35 protein-coding genes and 2 pseudogenes are annotated in these 23,733 nt (G+C 46.4%); 26 read left to right on the top strand and 11 right to left on the bottom strand.

Annotation, left to right across the window (positions count from 1 at the left end; genetic code table 11):
• The first annotated feature begins 58 nt into the window (after window positions 1-58).
• The 26 genes and pseudogenes from MCON_RS03795 to MCON_RS03670 all read left to right on the top strand — a co-directional run bounded on the left by MCON_RS03795 (window position 59) and on the right by MCON_RS03670 (window position 16,839).
• Window positions 59-355 carry a UPF0175 family protein gene (locus MCON_RS03795; protein WP_013718714.1) on the top strand — a complete coding sequence of 99 codons (297 nt, stop codon included), beginning with the start codon at window positions 59-61 and terminating at the stop codon, window positions 353-355.
• Window positions 352-864 (top strand): hypothetical protein, encoded by a 513-nt coding sequence (locus tag MCON_RS03790; protein ID WP_048131832.1) that lies wholly within the window; start codon window positions 352-354, stop codon window positions 862-864. Before MCON_RS03795 ends, MCON_RS03790 begins: the two co-directional genes overlap by 4 nt.
• 563 nt (window positions 865-1,427) lie before the next feature.
• Window positions 1,428-1,631, top strand: coding sequence for a type II toxin-antitoxin system HicB family antitoxin (locus MCON_RS03785; RefSeq protein WP_013718712.1), 204 nt, complete (start codon window positions 1,428-1,430; stop codon window positions 1,629-1,631).
• Window positions 1,631-1,852, top strand: a complete 222-nt coding sequence (locus tag MCON_RS03780; protein WP_048131830.1) for a type II toxin-antitoxin system HicA family toxin — start codon at window positions 1,631-1,633, stop codon at window positions 1,850-1,852. Before MCON_RS03785 ends, MCON_RS03780 begins: the two co-directional genes overlap by 1 nt.
• Before the next feature lie 320 nt (window positions 1,853-2,172).
• Window positions 2,173-2,406, top strand: coding sequence for a type II toxin-antitoxin system HicB family antitoxin (locus tag MCON_RS03775; RefSeq protein ID WP_013718711.1), 234 nt, complete (start codon window positions 2,173-2,175; stop codon window positions 2,404-2,406).
• A gap of 216 nt (window positions 2,407-2,622) precedes the next feature.
• A complete protein-coding gene (locus MCON_RS03770; RefSeq protein ID WP_013718710.1) occupies window positions 2,623-2,877 on the top strand; it encodes a hypothetical protein in 255 nt (84 codons plus the stop codon).
• Window positions 2,867-3,337 (top strand): type II toxin-antitoxin system VapC family toxin, encoded by a 471-nt coding sequence (locus MCON_RS03765; RefSeq protein ID WP_013718709.1) that lies wholly within the window; start codon window positions 2,867-2,869, stop codon window positions 3,335-3,337. The genes MCON_RS03770 and MCON_RS03765 overlap by 11 nt, the downstream gene beginning before the upstream one ends.
• 284 nt (window positions 3,338-3,621) lie before the next feature.
• Complete coding sequence (locus MCON_RS03760) at window positions 3,622-3,954, top strand: UDP-N-acetylglucosamine 2-epimerase (RefSeq protein WP_013718708.1); 333 nt, start codon at window positions 3,622-3,624, stop codon at window positions 3,952-3,954.
• A gap of 324 nt (window positions 3,955-4,278) precedes the next feature.
• A complete protein-coding gene (locus MCON_RS03750; protein ID WP_013718700.1) occupies window positions 4,279-4,518 on the top strand; it encodes a DUF2283 domain-containing protein in 240 nt (79 codons plus the stop codon).
• A gap of 353 nt (window positions 4,519-4,871) precedes the next feature.
• A complete protein-coding gene (locus tag MCON_RS03745) occupies window positions 4,872-5,267 on the top strand; it encodes a GxxExxY protein (RefSeq protein WP_048132879.1) in 396 nt (131 codons plus the stop codon).
• Window positions 5,268-6,028: 761 nt separating this feature from the next.
• Window positions 6,029-6,985, top strand: a complete 957-nt coding sequence (locus MCON_RS03740; protein ID WP_013718706.1) for a glycosyltransferase family 2 protein — start codon at window positions 6,029-6,031, stop codon at window positions 6,983-6,985.
• A 115-nt stretch (window positions 6,986-7,100) separates the two neighbouring features.
• Complete coding sequence (locus tag MCON_RS03735; RefSeq protein WP_013718705.1) at window positions 7,101-7,286, top strand: hypothetical protein; 186 nt, start codon at window positions 7,101-7,103, stop codon at window positions 7,284-7,286.
• A complete protein-coding gene (locus MCON_RS03730) occupies window positions 7,276-7,725 on the top strand; it encodes a type II toxin-antitoxin system VapC family toxin (RefSeq protein WP_048131822.1) in 450 nt (149 codons plus the stop codon). Before MCON_RS03735 ends, MCON_RS03730 begins: the two co-directional genes overlap by 11 nt.
• Before the next feature lie 570 nt (window positions 7,726-8,295).
• Window positions 8,296-8,382 (top strand): annotated as a pseudogene (locus MCON_RS17225) (UDP-N-acetylglucosamine 2-epimerase); the annotation flags it as partial.
• A 62-nt stretch (window positions 8,383-8,444) separates the two neighbouring features.
• On the top strand, window positions 8,445-8,753 hold the full coding sequence (locus MCON_RS03725) for a UPF0175 family protein (RefSeq protein WP_013718696.1): 309 nt from the start codon (window positions 8,445-8,447) through the stop codon (window positions 8,751-8,753).
• The gene (locus MCON_RS16480) at window positions 8,746-9,240 is read left to right on the top strand and encodes a hypothetical protein (RefSeq protein WP_013718702.1); all 495 of its coding nucleotides are present in this window, start codon (window positions 8,746-8,748) and stop codon (window positions 9,238-9,240) included. The genes MCON_RS03725 and MCON_RS16480 overlap by 8 nt, the downstream gene beginning before the upstream one ends.
• A gap of 138 nt (window positions 9,241-9,378) precedes the next feature.
• Window positions 9,379-9,645: pseudogene (locus MCON_RS03715) on the top strand (UDP-N-acetylglucosamine 2-epimerase); the annotation flags it as partial.
• Window positions 9,646-10,035: 390 nt separating this feature from the next.
• Window positions 10,036-10,275, top strand: a complete 240-nt coding sequence (locus MCON_RS03705; RefSeq protein WP_013718700.1) for a DUF2283 domain-containing protein — start codon at window positions 10,036-10,038, stop codon at window positions 10,273-10,275.
• A gap of 356 nt (window positions 10,276-10,631) precedes the next feature.
• The gene (locus tag MCON_RS03700) at window positions 10,632-11,027 is read left to right on the top strand and encodes a GxxExxY protein (protein WP_048132875.1); all 396 of its coding nucleotides are present in this window, start codon (window positions 10,632-10,634) and stop codon (window positions 11,025-11,027) included.
• 1,065 nt (window positions 11,028-12,092) lie between these two features.
• Window positions 12,093-13,049 (top strand): glycosyltransferase family 2 protein, encoded by a 957-nt coding sequence (locus MCON_RS03695; protein ID WP_013718698.1) that lies wholly within the window; start codon window positions 12,093-12,095, stop codon window positions 13,047-13,049.
• 368 nt (window positions 13,050-13,417) lie between these two features.
• A complete protein-coding gene (locus MCON_RS03690) occupies window positions 13,418-13,672 on the top strand; it encodes a UDP-N-acetylglucosamine 2-epimerase (RefSeq protein WP_013718697.1) in 255 nt (84 codons plus the stop codon).
• A gap of 34 nt (window positions 13,673-13,706) precedes the next feature.
• On the top strand, window positions 13,707-14,015 hold the full coding sequence (locus tag MCON_RS03685; RefSeq protein WP_013718696.1) for a UPF0175 family protein: 309 nt from the start codon (window positions 13,707-13,709) through the stop codon (window positions 14,013-14,015).
• Window positions 14,008-14,502 carry a hypothetical protein gene (locus MCON_RS03680; RefSeq protein WP_013718695.1) on the top strand — a complete coding sequence of 165 codons (495 nt, stop codon included), beginning with the start codon at window positions 14,008-14,010 and terminating at the stop codon, window positions 14,500-14,502. The genes MCON_RS03685 and MCON_RS03680 overlap by 8 nt, the downstream gene beginning before the upstream one ends.
• A 438-nt stretch (window positions 14,503-14,940) precedes the next feature.
• A complete protein-coding gene (locus tag MCON_RS03675; RefSeq protein WP_013718694.1) occupies window positions 14,941-15,138 on the top strand; it encodes a hypothetical protein in 198 nt (65 codons plus the stop codon).
• Window positions 15,087-15,290 (top strand): type II toxin-antitoxin system HicB family antitoxin, encoded by a 204-nt coding sequence (locus MCON_RS15560; RefSeq protein ID WP_083804662.1) that lies wholly within the window; start codon window positions 15,087-15,089, stop codon window positions 15,288-15,290. Before MCON_RS03675 ends, MCON_RS15560 begins: the two co-directional genes overlap by 52 nt.
• A 295-nt stretch (window positions 15,291-15,585) precedes the next feature.
• Entirely contained in the window at window positions 15,586-16,839 is a 1,254-nt protein-coding gene (locus tag MCON_RS03670; RefSeq protein ID WP_048131817.1) for an IS110 family RNA-guided transposase, read from the top strand.
• 74 nt (window positions 16,840-16,913) lie between these two features.
• Here MCON_RS03670 and MCON_RS03665 read toward each other — a convergent pair whose 3' ends face one another.
• The 11 genes from MCON_RS03665 to MCON_RS16630 form a co-directional block, all read right to left on the bottom strand.
• On the bottom strand, window positions 16,914-17,114 hold the full coding sequence (locus MCON_RS03665) for an antitoxin AF2212-like protein (RefSeq protein WP_013718692.1): 201 nt from the start codon (window positions 17,112-17,114) through the stop codon (window positions 16,914-16,916).
• Window positions 17,115-17,558: 444 nt separating this feature from the next.
• Window positions 17,559-17,759: a type II toxin-antitoxin system HicA family toxin gene (locus MCON_RS03660; protein WP_013718691.1), complete on the bottom strand. Its 201-nt coding sequence runs from the start codon at window positions 17,757-17,759 to the stop codon at window positions 17,559-17,561.
• A 13-nt stretch (window positions 17,760-17,772) separates the two neighbouring features.
• Complete coding sequence (locus MCON_RS03655; RefSeq protein ID WP_013718690.1) at window positions 17,773-18,027, bottom strand: type II toxin-antitoxin system HicB family antitoxin; 255 nt, start codon at window positions 18,025-18,027, stop codon at window positions 17,773-17,775.
• 374 nt (window positions 18,028-18,401) lie between these two features.
• Window positions 18,402-18,806: a PIN domain-containing protein gene (locus MCON_RS03650; RefSeq protein WP_232844371.1), complete on the bottom strand. Its 405-nt coding sequence runs from the start codon at window positions 18,804-18,806 to the stop codon at window positions 18,402-18,404.
• A gap of 17 nt (window positions 18,807-18,823) precedes the next feature.
• Window positions 18,824-19,102 (bottom strand): hypothetical protein, encoded by a 279-nt coding sequence (locus tag MCON_RS03645; RefSeq protein WP_013718688.1) that lies wholly within the window; start codon window positions 19,100-19,102, stop codon window positions 18,824-18,826.
• A gap of 494 nt (window positions 19,103-19,596) precedes the next feature.
• Complete coding sequence (locus MCON_RS03640) at window positions 19,597-20,058, bottom strand: type II toxin-antitoxin system VapC family toxin (protein ID WP_013718687.1); 462 nt, start codon at window positions 20,056-20,058, stop codon at window positions 19,597-19,599.
• 39 nt (window positions 20,059-20,097) lie between these two features.
• Complete coding sequence (locus tag MCON_RS03635; protein WP_013718686.1) at window positions 20,098-20,283, bottom strand: antitoxin family protein; 186 nt, start codon at window positions 20,281-20,283, stop codon at window positions 20,098-20,100.
• A gap of 33 nt (window positions 20,284-20,316) precedes the next feature.
• On the bottom strand, window positions 20,317-20,580 hold the full coding sequence (locus MCON_RS17085; RefSeq protein WP_394296219.1) for a winged helix-turn-helix domain-containing protein: 264 nt from the start codon (window positions 20,578-20,580) through the stop codon (window positions 20,317-20,319).
• A gap of 208 nt (window positions 20,581-20,788) precedes the next feature.
• Window positions 20,789-21,061: a DUF3368 domain-containing protein gene (locus tag MCON_RS17080; protein WP_202795825.1), complete on the bottom strand. Its 273-nt coding sequence runs from the start codon at window positions 21,059-21,061 to the stop codon at window positions 20,789-20,791.
• A gap of 257 nt (window positions 21,062-21,318) precedes the next feature.
• Window positions 21,319-21,966: an acylphosphatase gene (locus MCON_RS03625; RefSeq protein WP_013718685.1), complete on the bottom strand. Its 648-nt coding sequence runs from the start codon at window positions 21,964-21,966 to the stop codon at window positions 21,319-21,321.
• 1,330 nt (window positions 21,967-23,296) lie between these two features.
• Window positions 23,297-23,557, bottom strand: coding sequence for a type II toxin-antitoxin system HicB family antitoxin (locus tag MCON_RS16630; RefSeq protein ID WP_013718684.1), 261 nt, complete (start codon window positions 23,555-23,557; stop codon window positions 23,297-23,299).
• Window positions 23,558-23,733 lie beyond the last annotated feature (176 nt).

Genomic DNA, 23,733 nt, shown 5'->3' with positions numbered 1-23,733 from the left:
CGCTCATGATAGATGGGATCGATCTTATGGTTATTCATACATGGAGTTGTACCTGACAATGGCATCTGCGAATGACGAAATTGATGCTCTGATGCGAACTGAGATTTATAAGTCCCGAGAGGAGCTATTGAAGGATGCATTGAGAGCTCTATTATCTATGAAGCCGGGCCTCCGAATCGAGATAGCTATTGATCTTTACAGGAATGAGAAGGTCAGCCTCTGGAAGGCGGCTGAAATAGCAGGGCTTTGCATGGAAGAGTTTAAGGACGTGCTGGCCTCCAGGTCCATTAAACTCGAGGTAGGTGGGACGGATGAGGAGAGCCTGTTCCGACTGGCCAGATTGGGCCTCATATGACGACGATGATTATCATCGATTGCGATGTAGCAAGCATGCTTGCCAAGGTCGATCGCATCGATATCTTGAGTAAAGCCTTCCCGGATGCGAACTTCTGTATAACCAACTCAGTTTACGCAGAGCTCATGAGGGCTAAGCGTGCCGGTTATTCCTTTCCTGATCGGATCTTCGAACAGCTTCCGGTTATCACAATTGACCGAGATGATCTCAAGGCGTTTAAGGATATCTCAACAGATAGCACCGTGCATTATGGCGAAGCAGAGGGTTTGAGCATTTGCCGGGAAAAGAAGGCAACATTCTTGACTGATGACCGGAAGGTAATTCGATTTGCGGAAAAGAATGGAATTGCCGTTCTGGATATGAAGGATCTCTTAACACTGCTGGCCATAAGACAAGTCCTGGGATACAGCGAGATGATTTCGTTAATCAGAGATATTGAAGTCAAGGATAATACCTGCATAAAATACAAGGATAAGATATTGGCAAGGTATCTGAGAATTGATGTCTGATACGGAAGTATGATCCTATTTCGCTCCTTTGCCTCCCCTTGTGAGCTTTGTGCTCAAAGCCCGCACAAAAGGTTTTTCGGGTTATCAGGAACTGTATTAACCTTTGCGGAGTCCCTTTGTGTTCTTTGTGCGCTTTGTGGTTAAATCTGTAATCCGATCAAACCGATCTACGGCGAGTATAAACCACAAAGCTCACAAAGGGCACAAAGCCCGCACGAAAGGTTTTTCGGGTTATCAGGAACTTGTTTAACCTTTGCGAGTCCTTTGTGATCTTTGTGCGCTTTGTGGTTAAATCCGTAATCTGTAATCCGATCAAACCGATTTGCTATTAGATACATATCAAAGGCGACGATCTACCCATGACCATTGCAATCATCCTCGGGATCCGGCCGGAGATCATCAAGATGGCTCCGGTGATCCGGGAGTGCCAGCGCCGCAGCCTGGACTAGAGCGTGATCCCCACTGGCCTTCTCTGCTCTCGCCTGATGGATTATCTTTAATATGGTTTTGTCCTTTAGGAGAAAGCTATTTAGCCTTTAAAATCCTGTTTACAGTGGAGTCGTATGCGGTTTAAGGTCATTATCAGCAATGGAGAAGATGGCTGGCTCGTTGTAGAATGCCCCTCTCTGCCAGGTTGCGTCTCACAGGGAAGAACCGTTGAAGAAGCCCTGGAAAACATCAAGGATGCTATACAGGGTTGCCTGGATGTGCTTGGCGATAGAACCCTGATCAAAGACAGCGAAAGGATAGTAGAAGTCGAGGCTTAATGTCCCGGCTGCCCTTGGTCTCTGGAGCTGAAGCAGTTAAAGCGTTTAATAAAGCTGGATGGTATCCCGCCAGGCAGACCGGAAGCCATCTAATTATGATCAAGCAAGGCTCTATGGTTACACTTTCAGTACCCATGCATAGCGAAATTGACAGGGGAACACTAAGAAAGCTGATAGGTCTTGCCGGGCTTTCTGTAGAAGAGTTTTTGGAGTTATTGTAGGATTTTTTTGGATCTCTCATTGAATTCGTCTTGCGGCCTGTAAATCTCTCGTCTCTTTTTTTCATGTTAGAGCATCACGATTTCACCACAGAGGCGCAGAGGAACAGAGGCTATAGGCTTTGCCGGACCTCACCCACATAATTCAGCGATGAGCCTCCGTTTGGGGATGGTCGGGCGGGCAAGAGCATACTCGACCATTTAACGGCAGGCTAGAGATGCTCATGAGGACGCCCTTGAATTCTCATGCATATCTATAAATGATCAAATGACAAGAAAAATAGTACCTCTGAATCTGAGGGATCTGAGACTTGCCCGAATACATGGTATCAATAAAGATTGAAAAGCTTGATGAAGGGGCATACCTGGCCACAAGCGATGTTCTGCCCGGTCTGGTGGCAGAGGGAAGGACGATTGCAGAGACGATGGAGATCGCCCAGGATGTGGCCAGAAAGATCATTGAGTCTTACATCGAGCACGGAGATCCGCTTCCTCCCGAGATGGCTCCCGCATCCAGGACGGTCAGGAATATCAAGATCCCTGTGGCTGTGACTTGATGGCCAAACTTCCCGCGTTGTCTGCAATTGAGGTCATTCGCGGGCTGAAGAAGGCGGGATTTCCAGGATTTGCTCTCTGATCCACACAAAATCTGTGAACCTTTACAAATGATTAAGAACTAAGTAAGTAGCAATGAGTATTTCAATGATAGATGAAGACTGCTTTGAAAGAATATACCATGATGCAGAAAATCTCTCAGGATGTTGTTAGAATACATGTCAGATGTCATATTTAAAACCAAAGTGGATGATTTTTTGGCCCAGCGAGTGAAGGCCATCATTAAGCGAGGTTCCTTCAGAGACGAGGAGTCTTTCCTTAGAGTCGCCATTGAGGAAATGGTAAGAATACATGAGCTCAGAGAGCTAGAGGAAATGATGTGGAAGAACTCGCTAAAGATCGCCGCCAAACATCCCATGAGCATCTCTGATGCCTTATTGTCGGCCAGAGTTGAGGAAGACGATGAGTTATAGGCCGAGAGTCTGCCTTGATTCTTCGGTTGTGGTTAAATGGTTCAAGGTCGAAGAGGAAAGCGCAGAAGCCTTAAAGATAAGGAGATGGGCTGAAGAAGGGAGAATAAAGCTAATCATTTCTGCAATTGTTCTTTCGGAAAGTGCCAGGGCTCTTAAGAAGACGGGTTGCGATAAAGAAGAAATATATGAGATATTGGATTTATTCGACGCATTCATCAGTCTTTGCGGAGTTGATGTCGTTCCTGTTGAATTGTTGATAATCAAATCTGCCCAAAGCCTAGTAATAGAGCATAATTTGTATTCGGCAGATGCGATTCATGTTGCAACTGCTACATTGACTGAATCAGATTTTTTTGTCTCAATAGACGAGCATCATTTCAAGGAAAGCCTAAAATCGCATCTTGAGAAGAAGAACGTATGGCCTTTGAAGCTGTCTAATGTGGGAAAAATTTTAGTGTAGCTGCTGACTATAGTTTTCTTAATTTTTCCTTGCGACACACAGTCTTAATCAAACGTTTGCGACGAGTATAAACCACAGAGGCACAGAGTTCACAGAGACGCTCAGCCTTCCTTTCCATCCAACCTAAGAAATCCCACCCAATTGCTTCCGGGGATAGTCGTCTCCGTTCGTTCGTCCTCTGTGCGCTCTGCGACTCTGTGGTTTTCATCCCGTAAACCACCAGGGGTTGATTTCTCAGCTACGATTATTAACCACAGAACCAATAAACTGAGGCTAAATCAGACATGACCATTGCAATCATCCTCGGGACCAGGCCGGAGATCATCAAGATGGCACCGGTGATAAGAGAGTGCCAGCGCCGCGGCCTGGATTACAGCATCATCCACACCGGCCAGCACTACTCCTATCAGATGGACCGGATATTCTTCGAGCAGCTGGAGCTACCGCAGCCAGATCATAATTTAGATGTAGGCTCCGGCAATCATGGCGAGCAGACGGGGCGGATCCTGGCAGATCTGGAAGGAGTGCTGATGGCAAAGCGGCCCGATATAGCGCCATTCGAACAGCCGCTGCAGGGATGCAACGCTGGAAACCGAGGATGGCCATTGATCGGGTAGGAACTGAAAAATGGAGAGTGAATGCATAGCGAGGTCTAAGAATCAAGTACCTATCCGATTGACAGAGGAGAGATGGCTCCATATCGTAACATCTCACACAGAGATGAACGGGAACATCCTGGAGCTTATTAAGACAATTGAAGATCCGGAAACCATCACAAAAGGTGTCAGTGATGAGCTACGATGCATAAGGTTCTTCCCTCACACCCATCTAGGACCGAAGTATCTGATGGTTGCCTATAAGGAATTGTCACCAAACGATGGGTTTATTATCACAGCGTACAAAACATCCACGATAAGAAAGCTCATTGGCCGTGAGATAGTATGGACGAAGCAGAGCTAATAAAGATGATTCCACACGTGGTCAGATCCTCAACGAAGAAGGTCTGGATTGACTACGATGAAGAAGCGGATGTGCTTTATGTCAGCTTTGTCTATCCTCCAAATGCCATAGAGCATGAGGAGGACGAAGATGGGATCATCAGAAATTACGATAAAGAAGGCAAGCTCACGGGTTTGACTATCATTGCAGCCAAGAGATTCACGGAGGAGGCTGCTGCATAGCGCAGTATTTTTACTAATTTCCCACAGAGGTGAGAGACATAGAGGACTGAAACCTTTGCGAGTCCTTTGTGAGCTTCGTGATCTTTGTGGTTAAATTCCGTTATCGAAGCCCAATCAAACCGATCCACGACGAGTATAAACCACAAAGCTCACAAAGGGCACAAAGCCCGGACAAAAGGTTTTTCGGATTATCTGGAACTGGATTAACTTTTGCGAAGTCCTTTGTGATCTTTGTGCTCTTTGTGGTTAAATTCCGTCTACCGAAGCCCATTCAACCGAGTTCTACGACGATATAAACCAAAGAGCTAACAATGATTCCAATATCAGATGGCGACAAGGGATTGACCCATGAGATGCAATCCTCTCCTGAGAGACTGAGAGCGGATGCTCTCTCCAGAGAGATCATCGGCGCAGCCATCGAGGTTCATCGTCATCTCGGCCCCGGGCTTTTCGAATCCGTCTATGAGGAGTGCCTGTGCTGCGAGTTGGGTCTGAGGGGGATTAGTTTCCAACGCCAGGTCCCACTGCCACTGAGTTACAAGGGCCTAAATCTGGATTGCGGCTACCGGCTTGATATCCTGGTGGAGGACCTGGTGATTGTAGAGCTAAAGGCGGTGGAGGAGATCAATTTCCTCCACGAGGCTCAGCTTCTGACCTACCTGAAATTAAGGAATACGTGGCTTGGGTTGCTCATCAATTTCAATGTCAGGATGCTGAGGGATGGGATAACAAGACTCGTGAATGGGTAACGCATTTCGTATACTATTATTAATATTCGATGTGTGCAGTTAATTTAGTTTGATTTGCGACGAAATAATAAACCACAAAGCTCACAAAGGACACAAAGCCCACACAGAAGGTTTCTCGGGCTATCAGGAACTGTATTAACCTTTGCGATTCCTTTGTGATCTTCGTGCGCTTTGTGGTTAAAATCCGTAATCTGTAATCCGATCAAACCGATCTACGGCGAGTATAAACCACAAAGCTCACAAAGAACACAAAGCCCGCACAAAAAGTTTTTCGGGCTATCGGGAACTGTATTAACCTTTGCGAAGTCCTTTGTGATCTTTGTGCACTTTGTGGTTAAAATCCGTAATCTGTAATCCGACCAAACCGATCTACGGCGAGTATAAACCACAAAGCTCACAAAGGGCACAAAGCCCGCACGAAAGGTTTCTCGGGTTATCAGGAATTGCATTAACCTTTGCGAGTCCTTTGTGATCTTTGTGCGCTTTGTGGTTAAAATCCGTAATCTGTAATCCGATCAAACCGATCTACGGCGAGTATAAACCACAAAGCTCACAAAGATTGCAAAAAGGGTTTGGCTCCTCGCGTATCTTTTGTGCCTCAGTGGTGAACCGCGATGCACTGACCCAACCACAGAGGCGCAGAGGAACAGAGGCCATATTCTCTGCCGGACCTCATCCACATAATTCAGCGAAGAGCCATCTAAATTATCAGGATCATAAAGCAGAGATAATGCATCCATAGGGAAGATCTGAGAGGAAATATGTCATTTGTCATAGCCGCCATGCCTGCCTACAATGAGGAGAGGTCCATCGCCAAGATGGTTTTAGGCTGCAAGAAGTACGTCGACCAGGTGGTAGTGGTCGACGACGGCAGCTCTGACGCCACGGCGAGCATAGCCGAAGCTTTGGGGGCTTATGTGGTTCGGCATGAGAAGAACAGTGGCTATGGTGCAGCGCTCCGTTCCTGCTTTGAGGCGGCACGCAATCTGGGGGCGGAGAAGATGGTGATCATAGACTCGGACGGCCAGCATGATGCTGCTGAGATTCCAAAGCTCCTCGATCCACTCAACAATGGCTGCGATCTGGTTATAGGCTCCCGGTTCTGCGACGGCAATGGCAAAGACATTCCCGCCTATCGGAAGGTGGGGATGAAGGTTCTCGATGTAGCAACCAATGTTGCCGGGGGGGTCAGCGTCACTGATAGCCAGAGCGGCTTTCGAGCTTACGGGCGGAGGGCGATAGAGAGCATCTACATCAAGGACAGCGGCATGTCCGCCGGCTCGGAGGTACTCTTGCAGGCCAAGGACAATGATCTGTCCATCAAGGAGGTGCCGATCCACTGCCGGTACGATGTGGAGAGGGCCTCGACCCAGAATCCCGTATCCCACGGGGTGAAGACGCTGATCAAGATCCTGCATGATATGGAGCTGAGAAGGCCGCTTTATTACTTCACAGTGCCTGGGATTCTGCTGGCGGCAGTGGGGGTTGGAATGGGGCTGGATTTTCTGCGAGTGTTTTATCATGGAGGGAGCCTGGCGTATGGGCCTACGCTGCTTATGATATTGCTGACGCTGGTTGGGTCATTCCTGGCCATGACTGGGATCATATTGCACAGCATATCCAAGATGATGATTGAATTCAAGAATGAGATCGAGCAGATAAGAAAAACGAACCATGTCCATGGCCACAATGCTGGGAACAAGGCCAGAGATAATTAAGATGGCTCCTGCATCCAACACAGTAAGAAATGCAAAGATCCCGGCGGCGTGACCTGATGGGCAAGATAGATTTATTTAAATGATCGATGAGAGACAAGTATTGTGAGCATTTATGATGGATGAAGATTGCGTAGAAAGGATATACAAAGATGCTGAAGATCTCTTTCTCTCGGTCAAGCTGCGAAAAGGAAATAAGGTATCCCTTGATGAAGTAATCGCCGAAATTGGGGAACATGTCGTTGAGGATGCCGATTCCACCGAGATCATCCGGAAGATGAGAGATCGATCCTATGGCTACTAACGTAACGGTGGATACGTCAGTAATCGTAAAAGCCCTGGTGCCACCCAGACGAAAAAAGCAAGATAAGCTTTTCGATTTACAGCGCGAACTTCATTTGAGTTGCAGGGATGTTCTTCTGAAGACCGAATCAGGAGAATATGCAAACCATATTCCATTGCTGGCCCTCATAGAAACCGCGTGTGTTGTTTCCCGATTGTCAGACGCGCAGAGAGCAGGTCTCGCCCTGACATTTCTCGGCCAGAATTCCAGATTCTATGGCGACGCATATTTGATGGAGCGGTCGATTAGGATTGGCATGAGAACCAAAGCCAGCGGTTTTGATGTTGTCTTCATGGCATGTGCCGAGGAAACCGGATCAATCCTAATTACGGATGACCGAAAGATGTACGATCGAGCAAATGATTACGGCCTCGATGTCATCTTCATTCGAGATGTCTGATAGCTGATAGATTATTTAGAATTATTTATGGACCGGTTTTTGTGGTTAAAATCCGTTATCTTCAATCCGATCAAACCGATTTGCGACGATATAAACCATAAAGCTCACAAAGGGCACAAAGCCCGCACAGAAGGTTTTTTCGGATTATCAGGAACTGCATTAACCTTTGCGAGGCCTTTGTGATCTTTGTGCTCTTTGTGGTTAAAATCCGTTATCTTTAATCCGATCAAACCGATCTACGACGAATATAAACCACAAAGCTCACAAAGGGCACAAAGCCCGCACGAAAGGTTTTTCGGGTTATCAGGAACTGTATTAACCTTTGCGAGACCTTTGTGATCTTTGTGCTCTTTGTGGTTAAAATCCGTAATCTGTAATCCGATCGAACCGATCTACGACGAGTATAAACCACAAAGCTCACAAAGGACACAGAGCCCGCACGAAGGTTTTTTCGGCCTATCAAGAACTCGTTTAACCTTTGCGAGACCTTTGTGATCTTTGTGCTCTTTGTGGTTAAATTCCGTTTATCGCAGTCCAATCAACCCAAAAATCCAAAGGCTACGATCTACCATGACCATTGCAATCATCCTCGGGACCCGGCCGGAGATCATCAAGATGGCTCCGGTGATTCGGGAGTGCCAGTGCCGCGGCCTGGACCGATGTGGAATCCGATCATCTGAGGTAAGATTATTATAGTAATCAGAGGCAACAATCTTCATATGACTGCAGATATAGATGTTCTCAAAGAAGGAATTGAGGGCCTGATTCGAGCGGGCTATTACAAGAATCGAGAAGCTTTGATGGATGAGGCCTTCAGAACGATGATCGAGGTAAAACCATTTATTAGATTGGAAATGGCAGTTGAGCTGTATAAATCAGAAAAGATATCTATGAGCAGGGCAGCAGAGATTGCCGGGATCTCTATAGAGGGATTTAAGAGCTTTTTAGAATCAAGAGGAATAAAGAGAATAGTACATGCTCCGCCTCGGGAACGGTTAGAAAAGGGAGTTGACGCGATTCTTGGATAAAGCCATCATAGTGGATACCGATATAGCGAGCGCCTTTGCCAAAATAGAGCGCTTGGATCTACTTTTGTGCCTATTCTCAAATCATTCAATATATATTACTCCAAGAATCTTTGAAGAGTTATCTGTATCTCTTGATTATGGATATACATTCCCGTTAGATGTCTTCGAAAGCTTTGATATTGTTTATCCTTCTGAAGGCGAGAACAAGCTCTATAAAGAGATGCTCGTCGGCAACAAATCTCTCGGCAAAGGAGAACTTGAAGCCATAAGCATCTGCAAAAACAGAGGCTATATGTTCTCTTCAATGGATTTTGCGGCCCTGCAGTTTGCTGTTTCCATGAATATCGATGTCCTTGATCTCCAATCAATACTCCGGGCTTTATGGAGATCGGGGATAAAATCGAAAGATGAGGTCAAGATAATAATAAGAGAAATCGAAGATAAGGATAATACTTCGATAGGCGATTCGCATTCAATAGTTGAGTAACGCAGAGCCTTTATGCTAACTCAAGCAACCTTTGCGAGCCCTTTGTGGGCTTTGTGCTCTTTGTGGTTAAAATCCGTTTATCTCAGTCCAATCAAACCGATTTGCTATTAGATACATATCAAAGGCGACGATCTACCCATGACCATTGCAATCATCCTCGGGACCCGGCCGGAGATCATCAAGATGGCACCGGTGATAAGAGAGTGCCAGCGCCGCGGCCTGGATTACAGCATCATCCACACCGGCCAGCACTACTCCTATCAGATGGACCGGATATTCTTCGAGCAGCTGGAGCTACCGCAGCCAGATCATAATTTAGATGTAGGCTCCGGCAATCACGGAGAGCAGACGGGGCGAATCCTGGCAGATCTGGAAGGAGTGCCGATGGCAGAGCGGCCCGATATAGCGCCATTCGAACAGCCGCTGCAGGGATGCAACGCTGGAAACCGAGGATGGCCATTGATCGGGTAGGAACTGAAAAATGGAGAGTGAATGCATAGCGAGGTCTAAGAATCAAGTACCTATCCGATTGACAGAGGAGAGATGGCTCCATATCGTAACATCTCACACAGAGATGAACGGGAACATCCTGGAGCTTATTAAGACAATTGAAGATCCGGAAACCATCACAAAAGGTGTTAGTGATGAGCTACGATGCATAAGGTTCTTCCCTAACACCCATCTAGGACCGAAGTATCTAATGGTTGCCTATAAGGAATTGTCACCAAACGATGGGTTTATTATCACAGCGTACAAAACATCCACGATAAGAAAGCTCATTGGCCGTGAGATAATATGGACGAAGCAGAGCTAATAAAGATGATTCCACACGTGGTCAGATCCTCAACGAAGAAGGTCTGGATTGACTACGATGAAGAAGCTGATGTGCTTTATGTCAGCTTTGTCTATCCCCCAAATGCCATAGAACATGAGGAGGACGAAGATGGGATCATCAGAAATTACGATAAAGAAGGCAAGCTTACTGGTTTGACTATCATTGCAGCCAAAAGATTCACGGAGGAAGCTGCTGCATAGCGTAGTATTTTTACTAATTTCCCACAGAGGTGAGAGACATAGAGGACTGAAACCTTTGAGAGTCCTTTGTGAGCTTCGTGATCTTTGTGGTTAAATTCCGTTATCGAAGCCCAATCAAACCGAGATCTACGATGAGTATAAACCACAAAGCTCACAAAGGGCACAAAGCCCGCACTAAAGGATGATCAGGTCTCAATGACCCGAAGCAACCTTTGCGAGTCCTCTGTGATCTTTGTGCACTTTTGTGGTTAAAATCCGTCTACCGAAGCCCATTCAACCGAGATCTACGACGAATATAAATTACAGAGTTAACAATGATTCCAATATCAGATGGCGACAAGGGATTGACCCATGAGATGCAATCCTCTCCTGAGAGACTGAGAGCGGATGCTCTCTCCAGAGAGATCATCGGCGCAGCCATCGAGGTTCATCGCCATCTCGGCCCCGGGCTTTTCGAATCCGTCTATGAGGAGTGCCTCTGCTGCGAGTTGGGTCTGAGGGGGATTAGTTTTCGGCGCCAGGTCCCACTGCCACTGAGTTACAAGGGCCTAAATCTGGATTGCGGCTACCGGCTTGATATCCTGGTGGATGACCTGGTGATTGTAGAGCTAAAGGCGGTGGAGGAGATCAATTTCCTCCACGAGGCTCAGCTTCTGACCTACCTGAAATTAAGGAATACGTGGCTTGGGTTGCTCATCAATTTCAATGTCAGGATGCTGAGGGATGGGATAACAAGACTCGTGAATGGGTAACGCGTTTCGTATACTATTATTAATATTCGATGTGTGCAGTTAATTTAGTTTGATTTGCGACAAAATAGTGAAACGGCGGCAGCGCACCCACGCCGCAAGCGGCGGGGCATCCGAGGCGCTGCCGCATGAAGTTGGAGCCAGGCCAAGCAGATCTGAGCCTAAATTGAATACGCATGCCCTTTATCCCAGCCGCAGCGAGCTGCGGGGTATTACGTTTAAAAATAAACCACAAAGCTCACCCGCACAGAAGGTTTTTCGGGTTATCAGGAATTGCATTAACCTTTGCGAGTCCTTTGTGATCTTTGTGCGCTTTGTGGTTAAAATCCGTAATCTGTAATCCGATCAAACCGATCTACGACGATATAAACCACAAAGCTCACAAAGGGCACAAAGCCCGCACAAAAGGTTTTTCGGGCTATCGGGAACTGTATTAACCTTTGCGAAGTCCTTTGTGATCTTTGTGCACTTTGTGGTTAAAATCCGTAATCTGTAATCCGATCAAACCGATCTACGGCGAGTATAAACCACAAAGCTCACAAAGGGCACAAAGCCCGCACAGAAGGTTTTTCGGGTTATCAGGAACTGGATTAACCTTTGCGATTCCTTTGTGATCTTTGTGCACTTTGTGCACTTTGTGGTTAAAAACCGTAATCTGTACTCCGATCAAACCGATCTACGGCGAGTATAAACCACAAAGCTCACAAAGGGCACAAAGCCCGCACGAAAGGTTTCTCGGGTTATCAGGAATTGCATTAACCTTTGCGAGTCCTTTGTGATCTTTGTGCGCTTTGTGGTTAAAATCCGTAATCTGTAATCCGATCAAACCGATCTACGGCGAGTATAAACCACAAAGCTCACAAAGATTGCAAAAAGGGTTTGGCTCCTCGCGTATCTTTTGTGCCTCAGTGGTGAACCGCGATTCACTGACCCAACCACAGAGGCGCAGAGGAACAGAGGCCATATTCTCTGCCGGACCTCATCCACATAATTCAGCGAAGAGCCATCTAAATTATCAGGATCATAACGCAGAGATAATGCATCCATAGGGAAAATCTGAGAGGAAAAATGTCATTTGTCATAGCTGCCATGCCTGCCTACAATGAGGAGAGGTCCATCGCCAAGATGGTTTTAGGCTGCAAGAAGTACGTCGACCAGGTGGTTGTGGTCGACGACGGCAGCTCTGACGCCACGGCGAGCATAGCCGAAGCTCTGGGGGCTTATGTGGTTCGGCATGAGAAGAACAGCGGCTATGGCGCGGCACTCCGTTCCTGCTTTGAGACAGCACGCAATCTGGGGGCGGAAAAGATGGTGATCATAGACTCGGACGGCCAGCATGATGCCTCTGAGATTCCCGAGCTCCTCGATCCACTCAACAATGGCTGCGATCTGGTTATAGGCTCCCGGTTCTGCGACGGCAACGGCGAAAACATTCCCGCCTATCGGAAGGTGGGGATGAAGGTCCTCGATGTGGCGACCAGTGTTGCCGGGGGGGTCAGCGTCACCGATAGCCAGAGCGGCTTTCGAGCCTATGGGCAAAGGGCGATAGAGAGCATCTACATCAAGGACAGCGGCATGTCCGCCGGCTCGGAGGTCCTCTTGCAGGCCAAGGACAATGATCTGTCCATCAAGGAGGTTCCGATCCACTGCCGGTACGATGTGGAGAGGGCCTCGACCCAGAATCCCGTATCCCACGGGGTGAAGACGCTGATCAAGATCCTGCATGATATGGAGCTGAGAAGGCCGCTTTATTACTTCACAGTGCCTGGGATTCTGCTGGCGGCAGTGGGGGTTGGAATGGGGCTGGATTTTCTGCGAGTGTTTTATCATGGGGGGAGCCTGGCGTATGGGCCTACGCTGCTTATGATATTGCTGACGCTGGTGGGGTCCTTCCTGGCCATGACCGGGATCATATTGCACAGCATATCCAAGATGATGATTGAATTCAAGAATGAGATCGAGCAGATAAGAAAAGCGAACCATGTCCATGGCCACAATGCTGGGAATGGAGCCAGAGATAATTAGTCTCCTCGCTATTTGATATGGGTGAACTTGAATCGGAAATTCTCTGTGTCTCTGTTCCTCTGTGGTGAACCGCTATGCTTTGACTCAGCCACGGAGGTTATATTCCGTGCCGGACCTCACCCGCATAATTGAGCGAAGAGGCAAATCCGTTATCTTTCAATCCGATCAAACCGATTTGCGACGATATAAACCACAAAGCTCACAAAGGGCACAAAGCCCGCACTAAAGGATGATCTGATCTCAATAACCCCGAAGTAACCTTTGCGATTCCTTTGTGATCTTTGTGCTCTTTGTGGTTAAAAACCGTTTATCGCAGTCCAATCAAACCGATTTGCTATCAAATACAAATCAAAGGCGACGATCTACCCATGACCATTGCAATCATCCTCGGGACCAGGCCGGAGATCATCAAGATGGCTCCGGTGATTCGGGAGTGCCAGCGCCGCGGCCTGGACTACAGCATCATCCACACCGGCCAGCACTACTCCTATCACATGGACCGGATATTCTTCGAGCAGCTGGAGCTACCGCAGCCAGATCATAATTTAGATGTAGGCTCCGGCAATCACGGCGAGCAGACGGGGCGGATCTTGGCAGATCTGGAATCCGATCATCTGAGGTAAGATTATTATAGTAATCAGAGGCAACAATCTTCATATGACTGCAGATATAGATGTTCTCAAAGAAGGAATTGAGGGCCTGATTCGAGCAGGCTATTACAAGAATCGAGAAGCTTTGATGGATGAGGCCTTCAGAACGATGATCGAGGTAAAACCATTTATTAGATTGGAAATGGCAGTTGAGCTGTATAAATCAGAAAAGATATCTATGAGCAGGGCAGCAGAGATCGCCGGAATCTCTATAGAGGGATTTAAGAGCTTTTTAGAATCAAGAGGAATAAAGAGAATAGTACATGCTCCGCCTCGGGAACGGCTAGAAAAGGGAGTTGACGCGATTCTTGGATAAAGCCATCATAGTGGATACCGATATAGCGAGCGCCTTTGCCAAAATAGAGCGCTTGAATCTACTTTTGTGCCTATTCTCAAATCATTCAATATATATTACTCCAAGAATCTTTGAAGAGTTATCTGTATCTCTTGATTATGGATATACATTCCCGTTAGATGTCTTCGAAAGCTTTGATATTGTTTATCCTTCTGAAGGCGAGAACAAGCTCTATAAAGAGATGCTCGTCGGCAACAAATCTCTCGGCAAAGGAGAACTTGAAGCCATAAGCATATGCAAAAACAGAGGCTATATGTTCTCTTCAATGGATTTTGTGGCCCTGCAGTTTGCTGTTTCCATGAATATCGATGTCCTTGATCTCCAATCAATACTCCGGGCTTTATGGAGATCGGGGATAAAATCGAAAGATGAGGTCAAGATGATAATAAGAGAAATCGAAGATAAGGATAATACTTCGATAGGTGATTCGCATTCAATAGTTGAGTAACGCAGAGCCTTTGTGCTAACTCAAGCAACCTTTGCGAGGCCTTTGTGATCTTCGTGCTCTTTGTGGTTAAAATCCGTTATCATCAATCCGATCAAACCGATCTACGACGAATATAAACCACAAAGCTCACAAAGGACACAAAGCCCGCACGAAGATTTATCGGGTTATCAGGAACTTGATTAACCTTTGTGAGTCCTCTGTGATCTTTGTGCTCTTTGTGGTTAAAATCCGTTATCATCAATCCGATCAAACCGATCCACGACGAATATAAACCACAAAGCTCACAAAGGGCACAAAGCCCGCACGAAGGTTTATCGGATTATCAGGAATTGCATTAACCTTTGTGAGTCCTCTGTGCTCTTTGTGGTTAAAATCCGTTATCTGCAATCCAATCAAACCGATTTGCTATTAGATACAAATCAAAGGCGACAACTACCCATGACCATTGCAATCATCCACGGGACCCGGCCGGAGATCATCAAGATGGCTCCGGTGATTCGGGAGTGCCAGCGCCGCGGCCTGGACCACAGCGTGATCCCCACTGGCCTTCTCTGCTCTCGTCAGATGGATTATAGTGAAGTCGTATGCGGTTTAAGGTCATTATCAGCAATGGTGAAGATGGCTGGCTGGTTATAGAATGTCCCTCTCTGCCAGGTTGCGTCTCACAGGGAAGAACCGTCGAAGAGGCCCTGGAAAACATCAAGGATGCTATACAGGGATGCCTGAACGTGCTTGGCGATAGAACGACAGCAGATCCAATCGAACGTCTGAGATGGCGGCCATGGTAGGTGCTGCGTTCCTCTGCGGTTGATAATCGTAGCCGAAAAAACAAAAAATGTTGTTTACAGAATAGAACCACAAAGAGCCCATGATCCTCAGGCGGGGATCATGCCCAAAGCATGAAAAACCCATAGAGCCATAGGCAAGGCTGATATGGGCAGTGAAGGTTGATCTGTGACCTGAGACATGATCTCGACACAAAGACAACCATGATCTCGTGGATGCCCAAATGCGTCTTTGAACGCGTATGTGAAGTTGCACGCACGAGTGATCATCATCTGCCCATATCAGGCAAGTGAGACGATGGACTCAGATAAGGAAATAGTTTGCGGAGCAGATATCCACAGGGATTTTCTTATTGCTACAATGATATCCCGAAGTGGATTGAAGCTCCAAGAACGTTTTAATATGAACCAAGATGGCCTCTTGGCATTCAGATCCTGGATAATAAACCACAGATGCCAGAGGCTGGCTGTAGAATCCACGGGAGGTTTTTGGTATCCTATCTTCACCATTCTAGAAGGTCATGTCGAATTTATCCTGGCCAATGCATATCAGATCCGGAATATTGAGCACAAGAAAACCGATAAACTTGATTCGGAACGAATCGCGATATATTGTCTCAATAATCTCATCACGCCCTCCAGAATCTATCCAAAAGACTACCGAGATCTAAGAAGCATAACTCGTGCTCGTGAGACACTGGTCAATGCAAGGTCCAAAATCAAGAACCAGATTCATCAATCACTTTCGACCTGCTGCATCAAGCTCTCCTCAGTCATATCCGACTCTTTTGGCAAATCTGGAAGATATATCATTGATAGGCTTCTGGAAGGAAAGACGATCGATCAGATCATATCTGGAATACCTTCGAAGAGGATTCGGAAAAAGGAGGACGAACTCAGAGAAGCCATCAAGAATGGATTAGATCCCGTTCAGGTATTTTTGATCAAGGCAAATCTTGATGTCATAGATGATATTAGCAAGAAGATAAAAATTCTGGAAGCTGAGATCGCCGAAAAAGTCAAACCCTTCGAGGATGATTTGAAAATTATTTTGTCTGTTCCAGGTGTTGGATTCATTTCGGCAGCTACCATTATTGCAGAAATGGGAGATTACAGGGACTTTCCGAGTGCGGATAAGATGGCAAAATACTTCGGTATTGTGCCTTCGGTCTACCAATCGGCAGGGAAGCTGCGAACTGGGAAGATCACTAAGACGGGATCTAAGCATATGCGAAGGATCTTGGTGGAAGTTGCAAAAGCCATATCCAGGACCAAGAAGAATTCAAGGTTAATGAGATTCTTCCAGAGGATATTGGCAAGGTGCGGAAAGAAGAATATTGCAACCGTTGCGCTCGCCAGAAAAGTGCTCTGCATCATCTATCATTTGCTTATGAATCACGAGAATTATCAAGAACCAGAGGTCACGAAAACCAAACCAAAAATTCCCAGCTCTGTTTCGCCCATAAGAATGATGGATATCGACGAGATGATAAAGATCATCAGTCAGGCAGGATACTTGGTGGAGAAAGATTTGAAGGAGGGATGCGGATGATCCGCAGCATCTTGTTTTTTTAAGTTTTTCATGTGGAGTCACAGAGCGCACAGAGGACGAACGGACGGAGACGACTATTTATCTCGGAAGCATTGTGACCCATATTTCGTATCCTCTATGATTTCATCTATCGATTCTGCGTCAAGTTTAATCAACCCATATGTTCTCTTTACAATATTTTTCTTAATCTCTAATTCGACTTCCTCGCCCTCTTCCAGATCCAGGTCTCCAACTGGCCTCAGTACGTGACTTTTGTAAATGGCTTTTACCTTCAATAAAATCGCCCGAAATTAGTATCTGCTCAATGGCTAAATATTTTTGCACTCGATGAGTTTTGGAATGCTGGAGCGATTCTCGTGAGAGAAATATTCAGTTATATAAGCTGGATCCTGACAGAGCTGGGTTACGGAATAAAACCACAGAGACTCTGTGGGGGAAGCATAGAGCGATGGTGAAATCCTGGGGTTTACGGGAATAGAACCGCAGAGTCAAGAGAGCGCGCTGAGGACGAACGGACGGAGACGACTATTTATCCCGGAAGCAATTGGTGGGCTTTTCAAGGTTGGAAGGGATCGAGATAACAAAGATATCGCATCTCTGTGAACTCTGTGCCTCTGTGGTTAATAATCGTAGCCAAAACGGAATTAGCTTTTTGCTCTTCGTGTCTCTATGATGGGCTAGTAACCGCAGGAGCGATCATTAGTGTATTTGGCCAAATCTTACTTACTATAAAAATTATTTATATATTCGTCCTTATCAAGTTCTGCTTTCGCTATGAGCTTTTTAAGAAGTCCAATGCCCAGATCCTTTCCCTTATGCACTGGTATGGATAAATGGACATCGCTTCCTTCTTTAACCATGATGTAGTGGCTGCCCTCTATGTGATTCACCACCCATCCAGCCCTTTTAAACGCAGCCACGTGTTTATCTCCGCTAGCCCGTGGAAGCTTGTGCATACGAGTTACCTGTCAGATCTATAGATATGTCGAGCCTGCGGTCAAAGAAGGGTATTTTGAGCTTTTCTCCTGCAGTCTTCAGCCGGGATTTCAGGCATCCTATGATGGCCTCGTTTATGTTCTCTATGGCCTCCTCCAAAGTCTCTCCTTCGGAAAGGCAGCCCGGAAGGTCAAGGCATTCAGCCACGTATCTGCCATCATCATCTTTCTCAATGGTAATCTTAAATTTCATCTTTACCTGTCTCTTTCCTGTATTATGATAAGGCTTTCGCGACTACTGCTTGCCACGAGCATATGTGAAATTCGCTGGATTATTGGAAAAAGGCTCTTTTTGTGCGTCCTTTGTGAGGGCTATTGTGCCCTCTGTGGGGGAATCATAGAGCAATGGTGAATCCTGGGGGTTTACGGGAATAAAACCACAGATTCGAGAGAGCGCACAGAGGACGAACGACGGAGACGACTATTGCTACGAAGCAATTATGCAATCCCTTTTCAAGTGCTGCAATAAGATAAATTTCACGTCTCTGTGACCTCTGTGGTTAATAATCTCAGTTCCATAATTAGAAGACATCGTAGCTTTATGATTGAAATCGTACCCGAAGGCAGTTATCGAATTACATATAGAGATGCAACTCTATTGAAATCGCTATCAAACGTGGCTATTTTCTCTATCCCGTAATATTGGCAGGCAGCAACGATAGCTGCATCATTGGGAAGCAATCTGTAAGCCTCAACTGCTTTTAAAAGAAGATCGGGATCCTCGGGCATTGATAAGAGCTTAATCCTGAATTCAACCAAGAATGATTTAAGGCGCTCAAGAAAGACCCTGGCTGTCTCTTTGAGCTTCATTTTCAGTTGATCTCTCAACTTAAATCCGTGGCAACCATAGATGAGTGAAAGTCCAACATATGCCGCTTCTTCCAAAATGCTTATGGTTATGATCGGACCGTTTGACATTTCAAGGATCTCTCTGGCCCTCTCTGATTTATCTGTTGGGAATAGGAAAGAGATGATGATATTAGTGTCGATCAGTATCGCCAGGTATCTTCCTCCAGATCCAGGATCTCCTCTATGCTTATAGTTCTGTCAAGCTTGACGCTTCCATAATACTTATCTAGGATTCTCTTTCGCTCCTCTTTTTGCAGCGGTTCTTTTGTTTCTATTATTTCGTCGCTAAACACTTTCATCTTGTTTGACCTGTCAAGCAACATCAACTTGTCCTCTTCCTCTTTGATGAGCTCAAGGATCTTCTTCCGGAGATCTTTTAAAGGCAGACCCTCGGGTACATCCACTTTTATCTCGCCCACCGTTAACCACTATGAAACTTTAATCGCCTTTTTAGTTATAGACCTTTTCATTCAAAACTCATAAATTTCCGATCCAGTTCACCATGTTCTGCAGTGCTGGCAAATGCTGCGGGTCTGATGCGGACTTGTCTTGTATCCCGAGATGCTCGCCCTTGGATCCTGATAGATCTGAGTTACGGAATAGAACCTCAGAGTCGAGAGAGCGCGAGGGAGGACGAACGAACGGAGACGACTATCCCGGAGGCAATTGGGTAGGCTCTCTTAGGTTGGATGGAAAGGAATTCTGAGCGTCTCTGTGAACTCTGTGCCTCTGTGGTTAATAATCGTAGCTTTTTGATTAACCATCTTCCTAACCGTTTAGAAGTCTTCTTATCCCTTCCACAAGCAGACGCGCGTTGAAATTAATAATCAATCCAAGTCGTACATCTCTCATCATTGATAGTCATTGTATCTCTGCTTTTCCTCTTAGCACCAAGTTATGCCATGGGCTATCACTAATTAACAATCTCAGGTCTCCATAATTTCAGCCATGGAACCCTTTTGAAGTCCCGATCATTGCTGGCCATGCTAATGATGCCATTTGCTTCCATTGTCGCGAGATGGGCTGCATCCGCGGCGGTTAGCATATATTCCTTGGAAAGCCTAACAAATTCAGGATATGCTGTTGTGCTCAGGACAGATATCCCAAAGTTGGATATTAACTCCATCTCAGCCCAAAGTCGTTTTAATTCTCCTATTACGTCTGGCCTCCTCTTTATCAAACCAGCAACATTTCTGGCCTCGATCCCCTCAATCTCGGCGATATCTGCAATCATGAGCTTATGAAATACTTCATTCAAAACCAGATCGGATGTGAAACCTTTTATCTCATCGTTCTCCACATGCTTTAGGAATCCCCTGCAGCTCTTTCCGTAAGTGGGATGCTCGAAAACTGAGTAAAGGAATATATTTCGCATCTATGAAGATTCTTTCGCTTAATGGGACCTGAGATAAAATCAATCCCACATCTCCATTTCAATGATCTCATCGGCCAGTTTCTTTGGTATTTTCATCATTCCGTGAAATTCATCGACTGCGCTTTTCTTTACGACGATCTCTACTTCATCTCCTTCCTTTAAACCTATTTCCTTGAAAGGCTTCAATGCATTACCCTCGTATCTTGCCCTGATCTTGATACCCATAAAATCGCTTTTAGTTATTCGTCCTTGTAGTTCTTAAAGCCTTTCGCATGACATTGTCTCGCGCTGCCAGCCCATCCTCCGCCTCTTATGCAACTTCTGGGCCTCTCGCGGGTGCCCGAGAGCCTTCTCGCCCTTCGGAGGTAGTCCTGTACACACTGGTATCTGGCCCTCTGCGCGCACCACCAGGCCGCGGTTGGTGAGGAGGTCGAGATACGGAACGACGATGCGAAAATTCAGGCAGGATTTCTGGACAATCTGCGTTTTGCTTGCCCCTCCCCCCGCACACTTTTGTAAGATATTTGTGAGAATTTAGTCCTTATAGCGCTTGTTCGACATGAGGGATGGGTTTTGGGGGTACTTATATTAAGTTACTGATGACGTGCTAACTGAACCACAAAGTGCCCATGATCCTCAGGAGGGGATTATACACAAAGCATGAAAAACCAGTATGCTTTATGAGTCTTTCATGTGATGGCACAAAGACCGCACCGAAGATTCTTGGTTATCAGGAAATCGAAGCAACCTTTGGGAGTTCTTTGTGAGCTTTGTGTTCTTTGTGGTTCAATTTTGTTTTTTCTCCTCTGTGCCTCTCTCGTCTCTGTGGTTTCACCGTACCGCACACCGGGCATATGATGAACCCACATGCATGGGCCCGACTGTGATATAACAGTAATATTATATTTCTACGCCACGCTAGGCGAAATCCCAATTCCTGTAACTTATCAAGAGAGGGCTTCACTGCAATTATGTGGCCGGCTCGTTTGGCATCTAGAAGCACTCCCAATTGATGAAGATACTGGAGTGGCGATGTCCTGCAAGACCACTTCAGGCAAGGACAGCCTCCGCCTTTAGCTCTTCTTCTATTAATCTAAATGAATCAACGCCATAGGTTGGATGGAAAGGAATGCGGAGCGTCTCTGTGAATTCTGTGCCTCTGTGGTTAATAATCGTAGCCGAAAAAATAAAAAACTGTTGGTTGCGGAATAGAACCTCAGTGTCGAGAGGGCGCACAAAGATTGAGTCTCTGCGTCTCTTCTAGTTGCAGCTTCCACCGAGCTCCCTTATAGACCTCTTGATCTCAACGATATCATCTTCAATTCGAGCCAACCGCTTGTTCGCATTTTCATGCAGATCGGATCTCATGCCACGAATCTCATCAAGGGTCTCGTCCTGCGTCTCAATCGTACGGTCTTGCTTCTCAAGCATCCCGTCCTGTTTTTCGATCATCTTATCCTGTTTTTCAAGCATTTTATCTTGCTTTTCGAGCATCATCTTTCCGATGGACAAATTCTCTTTGCTCACCATTAGGTTTTCTTTGCTAACCATCAGGTTCTGCTCGCCTACCTCGATACCTCTATGCAGCAGGCCGACAGCAACATCGAACCTTTCGCCCAGCTCTTCCTGCCAGTCTCCCCTCAAGATCTTAAAGTACAGAAACTCGCCCGTCGCGGCAGACCAATTTACCTTCAGCTTCTGTACTCTGATTGGCCCATCCTGGATATTTATGGCCTTCAAAAACTCCTTTAAGGCATCCTCCTCTCCTTCGGCCACGATGCTTACGTCGTATGGCTCCAGGTTTTGAACGGTGCCGGAGAGCCCCAGGTTGCGGGCGATCTTCCAGACGGCATCCCGGAATCCAACCCTCTGGACGTCTCCCCCAGCAATGATCTCCACGCGAATCATATCAACCTCGCAGGGTCCTTTGGCCATGGGTTGTACACCAGACTCATCAAGTCAGTCCTTTCTCTTTCAATTTCGTTTTTTTTGGGTCCTCTGCGGTTTCGTGGTTGCACTGCGCAGTGCCGGCTGCAAACCGACAGACGGAACCACAGAGGAACAGAGACACAGAGAATTTTAGCTTTTTCAGGGAGCTCGATCTGAAATCTTCAAAAGCCCGAGCTATCTGGCCATCCCCTCTTATCACAACCTCAATTCAGATGATGACCGAGAATAGCTCCCAGAGAACTATGCAATTCATTTTAATATTATTTGCCTTTTGAGAGAGTATGATCATTACAAAGATTTAAAAAGATTTCGATCGATTATTGCCATGGCGATCTGCAGGAATCAACCACGAGCACACGAAGGACAAATGGTCTCAGGAGAAAAAGGGGGGAATTGCTCGGCTCTATGGCTCTGTGTGGGAATCGTAGAGCGATGGTGGAATCCAGGGGGTTTAACGGGAATAGAACCGCAGAGTCAAGAGAGCGCACGGAGGACGAACGAACGGAGACGACTATCCCAGAAGCAATTGGGTTGGCTTTCTTAGGTTGAATGGAAAGGAATGCTGGGCGTCTCTGTGAACTCTGTGCCTCTTTGGTTAATAATCCCGGCTCGATTATTGGATAGCTTTCATAAAGGAAAGCTTGGAAGCGTCATAGAAATAGAACCGAGGCAGATTGGCCGAAGTTCGGATAGTAGTTCACAGATCGCTCCGGGGTATAGGGGCAGCGGAAGCCTCGGTCTTTAGGCCGGGGAGGAGCGTGCCCCACCCATTACTTTCGCTGTGCTCTGCATACATATTTAACATGTCAAATCCATCTCCTGTATTGTACTTGGGCATCTTAGGCACCCACGCGGTAAACCGCTTGATGCTGATCCTGTACGGCTCTGCCAGACTCTTGCCCGAAAGGGTGCGGTCGAAACACGATTTGAAGCCGTCTTTGGCAGATCTGAGGCCAATGTTCCAGCAAGACTGGGACCTCTGCAGATCGTCGCTGCATGTAGGCTGGCCTGGAGGTCCGATCTGGTCTCTGATTTTTGGAACAGACCAGATCGGGGCTGCTGAAAGCTCCGGTCTTCAGGCCGGAGTAGCTTACGGCTTATTTTGGCATCACGCAAAATTCTGGATAAGAGCCTGACACTTATATCCTCACCATGATGTGGATTTGGAATCCTCACATAAATACCACTCCTCGCCAGGTATTCGTGGTCTCCCCCGGGATACGGACCTTCGAAGTCCATGCAAGTTAGCCGCCTGATTAGCTCTCTCCTTGAAACCGGAGTAAGTCTATTAGACAATGCAAATGGGCTCCGAGGAAGCATTTATCGTATGGCTATCAATAGGTGGTATTGGATCTCCAAATCTCAGCCTCAAAGCGATCCATCCCTCAATAACGGAAACTAGCTCCTTGCGACAATCCTCGAAGGTCCTGCCTGTAGCCCATACACCAGGAAGATCTGGCACATGAGCGTAATAAGGCTCAGGCTCATCATCTTCCATTACCTCATATTCGGCCCGCTCTAAAGCTGCTTGAATGTATTCTGCAAACATATCGAGATCCTATTATCCTTAATTGGATTTAAAATTAATCGATCGATCTCTCATAACCTCAATCCAGTGACGGCTGATATAGCCTTCAATTAACCGTAATTTCATCATGTTGGACAATGTACTACTATATGGGGGAGGATAATTTGAATAATGGCGGTTTTACGGGAATAAATAAT

This window comes from Methanothrix soehngenii GP6 (assembly GCF_000204415.1).
GTDB classification, from domain to species: Archaea; Halobacteriota; Methanosarcinia; order Methanotrichales; family Methanotrichaceae; genus Methanothrix; species Methanothrix soehngenii.
This window is presented reverse-complemented; position numbering and strand designations above follow the sequence as displayed.